This window comes from Phocaeicola acetigenes, from assembly GCF_027529745.1.
GTDB lineage: Bacteria > Bacteroidota > Bacteroidia > Bacteroidales > Bacteroidaceae > Phocaeicola > Phocaeicola acetigenes.
The window spans coordinates 86,599-100,782 of sequence record NZ_JAPZVM010000009.1; the positions used below are offsets into that span (position 1 = coordinate 86,599).

The window sequence follows — 14,184 nt, forward strand, 5'->3', positions numbered from 1 at the left end:
CAGACAGACCTGTGGTATAAAAATCACCTTATAACTGTTCCATATTTCCTGCAACCATCCATATAGGAAATTCAGTACATTTAATTAGAAAATAATACTACCGTAGAATTAAGGACAATAATTACATTTGCAGCGTTGCTAAAACTACCAATTTATGAAAATCGACAAATACATAGAAGAAGGTTCAATAGACTATAAAGACGATAGAATCATCATTCTAAAACAAATAAATGATGTAAAAGAAGTTGCTTCCTCCCCCATTAAAGCTGAATGGTTTATAGCAATCCTATGTACCAGTGGAAGAGCAACGATCAACATCAATAATGAACAGCAAACCCTTAATAAGGATAATCTGCTAATATGCCATCCTCAAACAATCATTGAAAGCGGCATGGTCAATCTTGGGTTTAACTGTTGTGGATTTTGTCTATCTCCAGAATATATGAAACAAATGTTGGCTATTACAGCCAGCCACTGGAGCTCAAAAGCTTTCTTGGATGAAAACCCGATTCTATCTTTAAAACCAGACGAATGCGAGCTTTTTCTTCAATATTATAACCTTTTAAAATCAAAACTCATAGCAGAGCCACATCCCAATAAGAAAAAACTCATCGACGCTCTTTTGGTTGCATTCATGTATGAATTTCATGATGCATTAAAAAAACACATCGCAATTTCCCCACCTAAATATAATTCAGCAGAAACGCTCTTCAATTCGTTTATAGATTTATTAAATGATTCATATCCTAAAGAACGGTCGGTAGCTTTTTATGCCAATAAACTATTCGTTACCCCCAAATATCTTTCAGCGATATGCAAAGATATTTGTGGAGAAAATGCTTCTGACATTATAACAAGATATATGAAAATAGACCTTGAAATGCTTCTGAAAAATCCTAATAAAACGATTAAAGAGATATGCAACGAACTGAATTTTGGAAGTCTTTCATTCTTTGGAAAATATGTAAAACGCTTATTCGGGGTATCCCCAAAAGAATATAGAGAAAATCTCAATTTAAAATCTCAACAAGAAGAATTGACCCTATAAAAAGATTCAACTTCAAAAGAAGATTCATTTTTAACCATCACTTCACAGAAAAAGGTTCCGATGATTTCTCCAGATCACCGAAACCTTTTCTTATTTATGGCATTTTAAAAACTTGTTATCAGCAAGCCTTAAAGCTCATATCCAATCCTTTTACAGAGTGAGTCAACGCTCCTACAGAAATAAAGTCAACACCACACTCTGCATAGTCGCGCAAAGTATCGAATGTAATACCACCTGATGATTCCAACTCATAGCGACCACCTACCATTTCTACAGCTTTCTTTGTATCAGCTGGTGTAAAGTTGTCCAGCATAATGCGGTCTACACCACCTAAATCGAGTACTTGCTGCAATTCATCGAAATTACGTACTTCGATTTCAATCTTCAGATTCTTACCTTTTTCCTTGCAATATTCCTTCGCACGAGTAATGGCTTTATCAATACCTCCGGCAAAATCCACATGATTATCTTTCAACAGAATCATATCGAACAGACCGATACGATGGTTTACTCCTCCACCGATTTTCACAGCCATCTTTTCCAGAATACGCATACCCGGAGTTGTCTTTCTGGTATCCAATACACGGGTTTTAGTTCCTTCCAGACGCTCTACATATCTGTGAGTCATAGTAGCAATACCACTCATTCGCTGCATGATGTTCAGCATCAGACGCTCTGTCTGAAGCAAAGACTGAATCTTTCCTTCCACTACCATAGCCACATCACCTGGTTTTACATGAGTACCATCCTGGATAAAGACTTCTACCTTCATGCTTGGGTCGAAACGCGCAAATACTTCCTTGGCTATTTCAATACCAGCCAGAATACCTTCTTCCTTAATCAGAAGTTTCGACTTTCCCATTGCATCGGCAGGGATACACGACAACGTAGTATGGTCACCGTCACCTATATCTTCGGCAAACGATAAATCAATCAAACGATCAATCAGGTCTTTTACAACTTTCTCGTCCATTTTCTATTCTGTTTTAAATGATTATTTATAAAGCAAAGGTACATATTATTTTCTTATCTCTTTCTCCGAATTAAAAATATAAACTATGAAGGCGTACATCTACATAGTAATATATAGATATACGCCTTTATCGAAGAGACTTTTTTTGCTTTCTATCTTTTAATTCAATCGAATATTAATTTCACCATAACATGGCAGGGCTTCTAGTGTTTTACAGAAGTTTCCCCATGCTATTTCAGGATAATCCCAACGATTATTTATATAAAGTTTAAGTGTTCCTTCCTCTGCTTTATCCATTCTGCATGCTACAGATGCATCGGGCGAGATAACAGAAAGTTCATGGTTCAAAGTACAAAGGGTATAATAATAAATATTCTCCTTCATACCTTTTGCTATTTGAGTCAGCGGTGTATTGCAAACAGCACCTTTATCCGACCAATAATAATAATTATGCGTATCCATCACCCAAGGTTGCTCCGGACGCTCACCATACAAAGGCTTATAGACATTATAGAGTGAAACTGTACCCTCATTTCCAGACAATTCACCTTCCGGATAGTAATCCCAATATCCTTTCCGTTTCCAGTCCAATGTCTTTATATCATCGTTTACCCAGAATAAAAGACCTGTTTCACGCAAAAAGCCATTAGGCAATCTGTCTGTCGTATAATTTACAGAAAGTTCTCCAGAAGCTGTCACCTTGATTCTGAAACTTACTTTTATATCTTTATATGTACCTTTTAAAGTTACATACACACAGTTTCCATCTTCATGATATGAGAAAGATGTTTTCTTCCATTCAGTTTCCAATACAGCATAATGATCTGCAATTTTCCGGACCTCTGCTCCAGAAAGATGATTCAAATTGATATATGCATTCAAAAACGGCCCTTTCTGTATCAAGACCTCATCACCCACCTTCGCATTTACAATGAGTCCGGTTTCTTTATCAAAAGGTATTTCAAAATTATTGCCTTTCACAAGAACCTTTTCTGCATCTTCACTTATAGACAATGCTCCTGAAATCTGTGCAGCAGGCAACTGAACATCCTCACTGCCCAATACCAACTGATATTTATCTATCAAGAAATTATCTTTTGAATAAAATTCTATCTGTACTAGTTCTCCTTCTTCCCATGCTTTTTCCGGAATAGTCAGTGTTCCTTTCTGATGAGGATCTACTGCCGACAATATAGCTTCCCCCTGTTGCCCTTTATACGTATAAATGGCCTTTATCTCATTCAGATTGGTATGGTCAAAACGGTTATATACAGTCAATACAACAGGTTGTCCTGCAGTATATGCTACCTCTCTTTCTGTCATTAAACGCACCGGAGAATATGCTTTTTTAGTCGACCAAAATTCCGGTTTCTTTCTTCTCCAGACATCCACAATTCCCCATTCTCCATACCCGACACAATTTCCACGGAAACCTTCCGGCTTGGCGGTATGTGCAAACTCTTTCCAGTATGCTTCTCCCACTTTAGGTTCCGGCAAAGCAAAAGTTTCATCAATATACCCCCAAATGGCTCCTCCCAAGCCACCACGAGCATCAAATAATCCGCTCCACATCATGTCAAGAGATTTTCCCCAAAATTCACGTATATTAGGATCTGTCCGTAAAGTAGCATACGTATAACATGCCGGATGTGCCCATTCATCGAAAACAACCGGAATACCTTCGCCCTGGAATCCACGAGTCACCTTACCCCATTGTTCCAAATTGCCATATACATCTTGGTAATGCATACTCAAGATATCAAAAATCTTCTTGTCTGCCGGAACTGTACCCGGATAACTAAATATAACCGGACGTGTACGATCTGTCTTCTTTACCCAATCATAGCAAAGTTGGAAATTAGTACCATACATACTTTCATTGCCAATACTCCAAAACAAGATAGACGGATGTGAACGAAAAGCTTTTACCATTTCCTGACATTGTCCCAAATAACGATGAGTATAAGCCGTATCATTTTGAGTACGTCCCGGAGCATAATTTTTCTGACGATGTGTATCCACAAAACAAACAGCCGACTCGCTTTCCACATAAATACCATAACGATCACAATACTGAAGGAAGCGTTCAGTTGGAGGATAATGTGAAGTTCTTACAAAATTCATATTTGCTTCTTTAAAGAGTACCACATCCAAACTGTCCAACTCGGCAGAAGTGGTACGCCCCAGTTTTGGATGGATATCGTGCCTGCAAGCTCCACGCAATTTTACCTGTCTACCATTAACCAGCATCCTGTCGCCCGATACTTCTACCTCACGGAATCCTACCGAACGGGAAAAAACAGTTTGTACTTTTCCATCTTTTTGAAGTGAAACTTTCAATGTATATAAATGAGGGTGTTCGGCATCCCATTTCAGGGGATCAGATATATTAAATGAATACTCATTTTCCCCAACTTTCAGCGAGCGTTTATTTTCAGGAAGTCGGACCTCTTTTCCATCGGGAGTAATCAGACTAAAAACAACATCAGCACCCAAAGAGCCTTCATACACACATCTTACCCGCAACTCTGCATCTTTATATAAAGAATCCAAGTCTGTTTCTACATAAATATCATGCAAATGGTTTTCCGGCATCGCAAATAACATTACGTCCCGAAGAATTCCCCCTATCGGATGATGTGCATATCCGGAAGCATACGATATTTCATCCAGTCTGTCGGTTACCTCCAAAACGATTTCATTCTTCCCTCCTATTTTTAAGAATGAAGTCACATCTGTTTCCCATCGGGTAAATCCACCCCAATGTTCTCTTACAAACTTCCCGTTTATCTTAAGACGCGCATAACTATATACCCCATCAAAACGTAATATCACCCGCTTTCCCGCATACTCTTTGGGAACCACTATTCTTTTTCTGTACAAAAAAGGCTTATCATGTTCAATAGCATAGCCCTGCATAGCGACTTCTCCGGGAACTTCAACTTTCGTCCATTTACTTTTTGCCGAATACTTCAATTCCCATTCCCCATTCAGAGACTGTATTGGACTCTCTACTGTTATCACTTTATCAGGTAACCAATATATATGATGTTCGGCAGAACTGTTTGCACCACTTATTATATTCGGGCCTATACACATACAGGCAATGACCATCCCCCATTTCAAGTTGTTTTTCATTGTATACTATCCGTTTTTTATTTGTTTTATAAGAGCAAAATTATAGTATTTTCTCTGCCCAAATATATTCAAAAAAAATTCTATTTTATACAAAACGGAAGAGTATGAATATAAAGATATACTATACGGAAGTATGTTCGTATTCTATCTTACGAGGAGAAAAACCCATAAACTGTTTAAAGATTCTGGAAAAATATTGAGGAGAGCGAAACCCACACTGAAAACTGACCTCTTTCACCGAAAGATTGGAAGTTTTTAATAAAGAAAATGCTTTATTCACCCGAATCTGATTCAGATAATCTACAGGTGTAATATTAAGATTCTGCGAAAAAAGATAACGTAAATATCGCCCACTTACTCCGGCATATAAGGCAACTTCATCCATTGTCACATTCAGAGGGTAATGCTGATACATATAATCAATCGCTTTTTTCAATACTGCATTTCCACAACCCGAAAAAAGTTGTTCTTTTACATAACGGTAAATTAGAATCTGTAGCTCAATGTAAAGCAATATCACCTGATAGTCATAATAAAAAGGTTTGGTTTGCAGTTCATTAATAATTTCCTGAATAACCCTTACCATACGCATATCATTCACAATCTTCATCACTTTATGCTTTCCTGAAAATAAAAAAGAAGTAAAAGACATACTATTATGATCTTCCGTTTCCATATCCAATACAAAACGTGAAAACAACTCTGGAAGAAACTCCAATTGCATCAATTGTGTTCCTTTATGCCCAGCTTCGAACTTATGTTTTACATTAGGAGTAATAAACATCAGCTCTCCTTCACGAAAAGTAATACTTTCCTGTTCCAAATGCAGAATACAACTCCCTTTTTTTACATAGTTAATCTCAATACGCAAATGGCTGTGTGGCCCATAGGTCTCTCCTGGTATAAAGGAAATCAAGCGAAATACATCCGCCAATCGTTTTCCTTTAAGTTCCTGAATATCATTCTCCAGCAAAGCTGAAATCGAAAAAGCACTTGTATTGTCCATTAGTCTTCTAATAAATCTTCATAGTAAAAATACAGATAATATCAGTCTCCACAAACTGTAAGGGAGTTTTATTCACTTACAGATAAAACAAAAGATACCCCGGCATTACCTTCACTCAAAAGCAAGCTTTTGGCTTGGCACTACTCTCACCTTTCACTATCTTTGCATAAAATATTGTAATTAATACTCACTATATGAAATTTACATTGCTCGTCGTAGGAAAGACTGTAGAAAAACATTATATCGCTGCCATCAACGACTACACCGAACGTACCAAACATTATACCTCGTTCGATATTGAAGTGATTCCGGAACTGAAGAATACCAAAAGCCTCAGCATGGAGCAACAGAAAGAGAAAGAAGGAGAGCTTATTCTGAAAGCTTTGCAGCCGGGAGATGTGGTAGTACTGCTGGACGAGCATGGCAAGGAATTCCGCTCTATTGAGTTTGCCAACTGGATAGAACGGAAAATGCATACCGTAAACAAGCGGCTGGTATTCATCATCGGCGGACCTTATGGCTTTTCCCAAGCCGTTTATGGGGCTGCACAGGAAAAGATTTCCCTGTCGAAGATGACATTCTCCCATCAGATGATCCGACTGATTTTTGTGGAACAGCTTTATCGGGCTATGACAATTCTGAACAACGGCCCGTATCATCACGAATAAAACCTCACCGGGTGCTTCTGCGCATCTGCCGGAGCACCTGCTTCTGTGTATCTGTAATACGGTAAGATTCTATCATTTTCTGAATAGACTTATTATAGGTAAAGTCATCCAGATGGCTGTATTGCAGATAATGCAGCGTTTTTTCGGGAAACTTAACCATGCAAACCGAAAGTGCCCAGGCTACTGCCATCTTTACATAATATCCTTCGTGACTGATACGGTCGTACTCCAGTAACAATTCATCAATATATTCCGGTTCTATAAAATAAGTCATCGACATCACTACACCGAAACGGATTTCATACTCCTCTTTGGCATGTATCCAGCCTAGCAGATACTCCCATAGTGATTGGCGATGTTTTTCTACAAACCTCTTTCCACCTGCAAACTTAAATGTATCACACACCGACCAGCTGTTAATGAGACGGACAAAACGGGACACACGGTCCAGATAACATTCCAGTTTCTCATCAGGGTGAATATACCCCAATACCATTCCCTGCAACATACGTTCTTCCATGTAGAAAGTATCGGCAGTCTCAAGATAATCTCTCCAATCTTCCCTTTTTGCGATGCGAGCAGCCAGTTTGCGCAAATCGGGAATCCGGATGCCCAATATATGCTCTACTCCCGGATGCAACCCTTTTGTAAAAGGCTTATTACCATATTCCGAGAGGTGCAGCAAATGTTCCTTTACGGTCTTCCCGTCCAAACGATACTCTTCCATAACGGTTTATTTTTCATAAATAAAAAAACAGCCAAGGTCTGCCGTTATTACCTACGACTACCACCTCGGCTGTTTTCCTTATATTATCTATATTTTAATACACTTCTACTTTGTTGGCCAGTGCTTTACACTTATCGCGCAATGCATCAAGGTCTCCATCGTTTTTATCGTAGCATACCACTACTCCCATACGGCGGTTCAACTTAGTATAAGGTTTTCCGAAGATACGAAGATACGTATTAGGCTGCGAACAAACCAACTCTTCTCCACGATAGCGCGGTTTTTCCTGGCTGGCAATAGGCGACAAGATGACTGCACTTGCTCCAATGTGTTCCTGAGTAATACCCGGAATAGGTAATCCCAGCACCGCATACAGATGAAGTTCAAATTCATTCAAGTTCTGAGTATTAGCCAATGTAACCATACCGGTATCGTGCGGACGAGGAGAAAGTTCGGAGAAATAAACTCCATTTTCATGACTCAAGAAAAACTCTACTCCCCAAAGACCAGCTCCGGTCAAAGCTTCTGTTACCTTGGCAGCCATTCGCTGTGCTTCTGCCAAATGTTCCGGAGCGATGTGTGCCGGCTGGAAACTTTCACGATAATCTCCACCTTTCTGCACATGACCAATTGGCGGGCAGAACAAGGTCGGACCATTCTTCTGGGTAACAGTCAGCAGAGTAATTTCGCTGTCGAACTTGACAAACTCTTCTACAATCAGTTCCTTGATATCACCACGGCTTCCGCTACAGCCATATGCCCAAGAGTATTCCAGATCTTCCGGACCCTTGGCTACCGACTGTCCTTTTCCCGATGATGACATCAGCGGTTTGATGACACACGGATAACCGATTTTTTCTGCAGCCTCTTTCAGTTCTTCAAAAGAAGTCGCATAAAAATACTTTGCAGTCTTCAAGCCCAGTTCCTTAGCTGCCAGATCACGAATCGCCTTACGGTTCATGGTATAATTTACGGCACGTGCACTTGGAACCACCTGAATACCTTCTTTTTCCAAATGATACAATCGTTCCGTACGGATTGCTTCAATTTCGGGAACAATAATATCCGGATGATATTTTTCTACCACTTTATCAAGTGCATCTCCATCCAGCATACTGAAGACTTCGCAAGCATCTGCAACCTGCATAGCCGGTGCACCTGCATACGAATCACACGCTATTACGTACTGTCCCAAACGTTGAGCTGCTATTACAAACTCTTTTCCCAATTCTCCGGAACCCAGCAAAAGTATTTTCTTAGTCATATTCGTTTCAAGTTTTTTGATCCTTCTTTGCACAAAGGTAAGAAAATATTTCCTTATTAAAGACAATACATCTTACGATTATTACAGTTCCATCATCGGAATATAAGGCAGATTAAGGAAAAATACACCTCCCAACAGTACAGCAAGAATCCATAACACGATAAGTACAACCTTGGTCACTGTCGACATAGGGCGCCATACATGGAAACTCTGCATAATAACCTGAAGCAAACCTACCATCGGAATACCTACTGCAAAAAGCCCGCACAAGGCAAAACCAACAGAGGCAGCAGGTACACTGTTTATCAGTTCCCAGTTAATCTCCGGACTTATATAATAAAAGGCTGCCGGAATACTGGCTATCAACCCGGTAGCGACCATCAGCATGGCAAACAACACCACAAATCCGGCCAGCAACACAGGGGCACAACAAATGGCTAGGACCACGAGCAGGAACTTGATGACAAATCCAGCTATCTGCACAATGGCATTACCCAGCTGCGCCAATACAGAACGAGGCTTTTCCGACTGTACATAATGGTTCACCTTTTCAAATCCATCGGTCACCGTTTTCCCTATATTCTCCACATTGATAGGCTGTCCCTTCATCTGCAGTTTCTCTGTAGCCGTATGAGCTGCCGGAATCACAATCCATGCTATCAGATAGGCCACGATAAGGAAATTAAAAAAGAATCCAAGGAACAAAACTCCCAGACGTACCCAGGTTACATCCATCCCGAAATAATCGGACAATCCGGAAAGCACACCACCCAGAATACGGTCGTCCGGATTACGGAACAATTTGCGTTTGATTTCTTCCTTCGGTGTATGAGGAGCAGAAGCAGTTGAAGAAGTTTCACTTTCGCCGGTTTCCCAATCTTCCGGTTTACCCATACGGGCTATTACTTCTTCTACGTTCTCCAATGTAATTACCTGTTGTCCGGAGCGGATATATTCATTAAAAATTTCTGCAATACGTATCTCTATATCGCGTACCATTTCTTCCGCCCCCTCTTCCTTACGGAAATGATAACGGAGGTTGTTCAGGTAGTTATCCAACAGTTTATAGGCATCTTCATCAATATGATATACCGTGCCACCCAAATTAACAGTCAGTGTTTTTTTCATTGTATTTTACAGTTAAAAGTTTTGTTCTTAAATGATTTACAGTATCCGAAAGTTCATCCCATGCAGTCTGTAGCCCTGCCAGAAACTCCTCCCCTTTGGGAGTCAGCTTGTAATACTTGCGGGGAGGTCCCTGAGTCGATTCCACCCACTCGTACGACAACAGTTCGTCATTCTTCAGTCGGGTAAGCAACGGGTAAAGTGTTCCTTCCACCACAATAAGCCGGGCTTCTTTCAGATTCTGTATGATATCCGAAGCATACGACGGCTCCCGATGAAGCAGCAAGAGGATACAATATTCCAGCATCCCTTTGCGCATTTGCGATTTTACATTATCTACATTCATAGTTTCTGAGTTTGCTTATTTGTATGGCACAAATATATGTATTATATCAATACCTTGTATTGCAAGGTACTTTTATTTTATATAAATTAACATGTTAAACAAGTCGCAAACCAAAGAAGCAATACAGATAAACCGTACATTTGCAGCCAACAGAAACCTTTAAAACAAAAACTATGTACAGTATACGTCAAGCTACTTATGCCGATATACCTCTGATACACGAGATGGCTGCAAATGTATTTCCGGAAACCTACAAAAACATCCTTACTCCGGAACAAATCGAGTATATGATGGAATGGATGTACTCCCTTGAAAACCTCCGAAAGCAGATGGAAGAAGAAGGACACATCTATTATCTTGCTTTCAAAGACGGCGAAGCGGCCGGATATGTTTCCATCCAGCAGGAAGGAGAATCCCTTTTCCATCTTCAGAAAATCTATGTCCTCCCCCGCTTCCAGAAAGACCGGATAGGGAAAAAGCTGTTCGAACAGGCCATTGCCGGCATCAAAGCGCTACACCCTGCCCCTTGCCGCATGGAACTGAATGTAAACCGGCACAATCCGGCTCTTGGATTTTATGAGCACATGGGGATGAAAAAAGTCAGCGAAGGAGACTTCCCGATAGGAAACGGATACTACATGAACGATTATATCATGGGATTGGACTTGCAATAAAGTATATTCTTTACCCATATAGTCGGAAAGTCCGAAAAAATTTGAACTGAACTGCAATCGGCGACGTCGGCTACACAACCGGCACCGCCGTTTTTACAATCAACGACGTCGATTATAGAAACGACGTCGTCGGATAAAGCTATTCACCTGTATAGTTCAGCCCTTCTATATACAGCAGGTTCTTACTTTTATTTATATCGGGATTCTGATTTAACCCGCAACTGCATCTATTATCCCGAATAAATCTCTATTTTTGCACTTCTACAATTATTCAGAACAAAACAGGAAAGAAGCAACACAGGAAATCATGATTAAAAGATACCTCTGCATTACATCAGGCATCGTTTTTCTGACTTTAGGGATTATCGGAATATTTATCCCTCTGCTGCCTACTACCCCTTTCCTGCTTCTTTCAGCCGCCTTATTTTTCCAAGGTTCTCCACGTTTGTACCGATGGCTGCTCAACCATAAACAATTGGGACCCTATATCCGCAATTTCAGAGAAGAGCGTTCCATTCCTTTGCGAGCTAAAATCCTGTCTATTTCATTATTGTGGATTACTTGTCTGCATTGCATCTTCTTCCTGCTTCCCGCATGCTGGATGAAACTCCTGTTGGGGCTCATCGCCATCGGTGTCACCTGCTATCTGCTCTCGTTCAAGACAAAAAGATAAATGCAACTTTCCGATGCGTCTTATCTTTTATATTTCTCTGATAAGAACTCATTTTATAGAGGACTCATTCTTTCATCCAATCACATCACATCTTTCATTTTCCTTCTTAGCATATACTTTGAAGAAGTCTATCACATTCGGATAGAAATTTTCAAAGTTACCATATTTTGATTGCTCCTTTTCGTATTTTCTTAGCAGGCTGACCAATTCCGGCATCCATCTGAAATTTCGTTGCACTTGTTCTAGCAATTCGTTTTTTATTTCTTCCGGTTTGTATTTCTTATCCAACATATAACAGATAACTGCAGCACGGACAAGTGATTCATTTACCATTGTTTTCCAGTTATTGTAAGCCTGTCTTGACATACTCCATTGTGACGACCTAAACAAATCTGTTGCTGCAACTTCCATTTGCCTTACATATTCTGGATATTTGTTTTCATCCAAATAATGATTGATAAAAGAATGGTTAAATTCATGAATTAGTGTAGGCAGATATTCCTTGCTATACATTGGCATATCTTTTTTATCTACATAATAACCAACAATGGCAAAAACTTCCTTCATTTTGCCTGTCAGTTGTCTATTTACACCATAGTTTCCGCCACCATTACAGAATCCGATTATCACAGAAAAACTTTCTTGAGGTTCATTGCCATAAAAATCGGCATACCAGTTTATATCAAAATGATTAATAACATTATCCTGATAAGACTCAATACCTTTTGTATAAAAGTCTTTATGGGCATTGAAAAACTCATTGAATTTAGAGTCTTTATAAAAATTATTGAGATAAGACAGAAATTCACTCTTATCCACATCTTTCCATCTTTTCTCTAATGTAGGGATATCTTCCTCTATTAATGAAAGTATGCCATTACGGTTATCTAAATGTATAGCCATCGACATGACTGCATCAAAAGAAATTCTATACTTATTCCGAAGCTCTTGCATATACTGTACAGCTGGATGTTCTGTATTATCCTTAAAATAACAATCTATGTCTTTTATATATTGACCTGCCATATCCATCTTATATTCAGGAAATCCGGCTATACGGGACAAGATACTCATCAGTTCCACATTTTCATTTACCTGCGGAATTACAGACTGTGCCTTTACACAAAAACATGCAATAAACAAGGCAAAAATTAAAAGACTTTTTTTCATTTTGTCAACTGTGTTGATTCGTAAAATTTAGAAAGACTAATATAATAATCTATCTTGGAATTTGGCAATGTAAAATGTAGAGAGTTACCGAAATATACATCAGGGCATCCTGTTTCTCCTTCCACACTTGCAATGCCTAACTTCTTCATCGTATGAGCCAAAGTAGAAGCCCCGGAATAAGTTTTGTTATTTACCAGAATAGTTGTTTTACCATGATACAGATTAACTTCTTTCAAATTACTCTTGACGGGAATATCTTTTATCACAAAAAGTTCTCTGTCCGGCAAATTGCAGATTTGACTGTAAATCTCCGGATGTCTGCCTCTATTATAGATTTTAGAATATGAACTAACCTTTAACTGGCTTTCCGAATATAACGAATAGTCTGGATGTGGGAAATAGGAAATAAGCCTTTCCACACACTTACTTGAACCGCCTGTATTATTTCGTAAATCAATGGTTATATCCTTTATTTTTCTACGATGTATTTCCTTAAAAACTGAATCACAAAATGCCTTTAATTCAGCATCTTGAAATACATTGCGAATAGTGAGAGTTGCCTTTGTAAAATCGGAGGAGAAACTGCAACTGAAACTTTCAAGTTTTTTCTTAGATTGTCTTTCCTTAATGACCTTTAAGGCCACACTTTGCGGAACTCCTTCCATACGTATCTCTTCCATTTTATCTCCACGTTTTACCGTAAAATCATACGACTCGCCCCATCTGTACATGTACCATAACAATGGAGACCAATAGGCGTTTACACTGCCTTCTTTTATGCCATTACCTTTCTCCGAGCCCCAAAGGCTATACATCCGTTCAAGTATATCTTTTGAACGGATACCGTTTATACCGAGAATCGTATCACCTTCACAAACTCCGGAATTATCAATCACTGGATATTCTACAATAAAGAAATCTCCAGATGCTTTTATTCTCAATGGCATGGTATTACCATCTTTCTTTGCGTAAGCAATAAGGGTCTTGGTAATAGGTGGCAGCATCATGCTATGTCCATCCTTTATCTTTGCCATAAAAGGAGCTATTTTCAGATAAAAGTCGGATATGCTGATAGAATCAGTCAGTGAAGCCTTAATCTGTGCTTTATTGTTTTCATATTCTTTTCTTGACTGATAGAAATAAAGATCCGGGTGTACACATTCCAGGTTTGTACATAAAGTATCAAAATCAGATATTTGCTGGGCAGAACTTAATTTTTGCCCAAAAGAGGCATTACATAAAAGCAAAAAAAGTAAGCAATATATTATATATCTTCTATTCATTCTGTCATTCATCAGGTTAATACTATTTCTTAACTTGCTGAATATAGCTATAAATAGAAGTAAAATAAAACTTTTCATATTAATGTCTC

At 39.1% G+C, this 14,184-nt stretch carries 13 protein-coding genes; 4 read left to right on the plus strand and 9 right to left on the minus strand.

Features of this window, described 5'->3' with window-relative positions:
• Positions 1-154 precede the first annotated feature (154 nt).
• Entirely contained in the window at positions 155-1,048 is an 894-nt protein-coding gene (locus O6P32_RS10675) for a helix-turn-helix domain-containing protein (RefSeq protein ID WP_178265590.1), read from the plus strand.
• A gap of 118 nt (positions 1,049-1,166) precedes the next feature.
• Here O6P32_RS10675 and nadC read toward each other — a convergent pair whose 3' ends face one another.
• The 3 genes from nadC to O6P32_RS10690 form a co-directional block, all read right to left on the minus strand.
• Positions 1,167-2,021: a carboxylating nicotinate-nucleotide diphosphorylase gene (gene nadC / locus O6P32_RS10680; protein ID WP_269878473.1), complete on the minus strand. Its 855-nt coding sequence runs from the start codon at positions 2,019-2,021 to the stop codon at positions 1,167-1,169.
• Positions 2,022-2,180: 159 nt separating this feature from the next.
• Positions 2,181-5,135, minus strand: a complete 2,955-nt coding sequence (locus tag O6P32_RS10685) for a glycoside hydrolase family 2 protein (protein WP_408636064.1) — start codon at positions 5,133-5,135, stop codon at positions 2,181-2,183.
• A gap of 145 nt (positions 5,136-5,280) precedes the next feature.
• Positions 5,281-6,165 (minus strand): helix-turn-helix domain-containing protein, encoded by an 885-nt coding sequence (locus O6P32_RS10690; RefSeq protein WP_269878474.1) that lies wholly within the window; start codon positions 6,163-6,165, stop codon positions 5,281-5,283.
• Between the two features lie 194 nt (positions 6,166-6,359).
• Here O6P32_RS10690 and rlmH point away from each other — a divergent pair, with 194 nt between their 5' ends.
• Positions 6,360-6,833, plus strand: a complete 474-nt coding sequence (rlmH, locus tag O6P32_RS10695; RefSeq protein ID WP_269878475.1) for a 23S rRNA (pseudouridine(1915)-N(3))-methyltransferase RlmH — start codon at positions 6,360-6,362, stop codon at positions 6,831-6,833.
• A gap of 4 nt (positions 6,834-6,837) precedes the next feature.
• Here the strand turns inward: rlmH and O6P32_RS10700 are convergent, their stop codons facing one another.
• The 4 genes from O6P32_RS10700 to O6P32_RS10715 all read right to left on the minus strand — a co-directional run bounded on the left by O6P32_RS10700 (position 6,838) and on the right by O6P32_RS10715 (position 10,295).
• Positions 6,838-7,560, minus strand: coding sequence for a DNA alkylation repair protein (locus O6P32_RS10700; protein ID WP_269878477.1), 723 nt, complete (start codon positions 7,558-7,560; stop codon positions 6,838-6,840).
• 94 nt (positions 7,561-7,654) lie between these two features.
• On the minus strand, positions 7,655-8,845 hold the full coding sequence (purT, locus tag O6P32_RS10705) for a formate-dependent phosphoribosylglycinamide formyltransferase (protein WP_269878526.1): 1,191 nt from the start codon (positions 8,843-8,845) through the stop codon (positions 7,655-7,657).
• Positions 8,846-8,905: 60 nt separating this feature from the next.
• Positions 8,906-9,952, minus strand: coding sequence for a PspC domain-containing protein (locus O6P32_RS10710; protein ID WP_178265595.1), 1,047 nt, complete (start codon positions 9,950-9,952; stop codon positions 8,906-8,908).
• Positions 9,930-10,295, minus strand: coding sequence for a PadR family transcriptional regulator (locus O6P32_RS10715; RefSeq protein ID WP_178265596.1), 366 nt, complete (start codon positions 10,293-10,295; stop codon positions 9,930-9,932). The genes O6P32_RS10710 and O6P32_RS10715 overlap by 23 nt, the downstream gene beginning before the upstream one ends.
• Positions 10,296-10,468: 173 nt before the next feature.
• Between O6P32_RS10715 and O6P32_RS10720 the strand changes: the two genes are divergently transcribed.
• Both O6P32_RS10720 and O6P32_RS10725 read left to right on the plus strand, forming a co-directional pair.
• Entirely contained in the window at positions 10,469-10,969 is a 501-nt protein-coding gene (locus O6P32_RS10720) for a GNAT family N-acetyltransferase (RefSeq protein ID WP_178265597.1), read from the plus strand.
• Positions 10,970-11,276: 307 nt separating this feature from the next.
• Positions 11,277-11,642 carry a YbaN family protein gene (locus O6P32_RS10725; protein ID WP_269878479.1) on the plus strand — a complete coding sequence of 122 codons (366 nt, stop codon included), beginning with the start codon at positions 11,277-11,279 and terminating at the stop codon, positions 11,640-11,642.
• Positions 11,643-11,714: 72 nt separating this feature from the next.
• Here the strand turns inward: O6P32_RS10725 and O6P32_RS10730 are convergent, their stop codons facing one another.
• Together O6P32_RS10730 and O6P32_RS10735 are read right to left on the minus strand one after the other, a co-directional pair.
• Positions 11,715-12,812 carry a DUF4932 domain-containing protein gene (locus O6P32_RS10730; RefSeq protein WP_269878480.1) on the minus strand — a complete coding sequence of 366 codons (1,098 nt, stop codon included), beginning with the start codon at positions 12,810-12,812 and terminating at the stop codon, positions 11,715-11,717.
• A complete protein-coding gene (locus O6P32_RS10735) occupies positions 12,809-13,846 on the minus strand; it encodes a S41 family peptidase (protein WP_269878481.1) in 1,038 nt (345 codons plus the stop codon). The genes O6P32_RS10730 and O6P32_RS10735 overlap by 4 nt, the downstream gene beginning before the upstream one ends.
• Between the last annotated feature and the right edge of the window lie 338 nt (positions 13,847-14,184).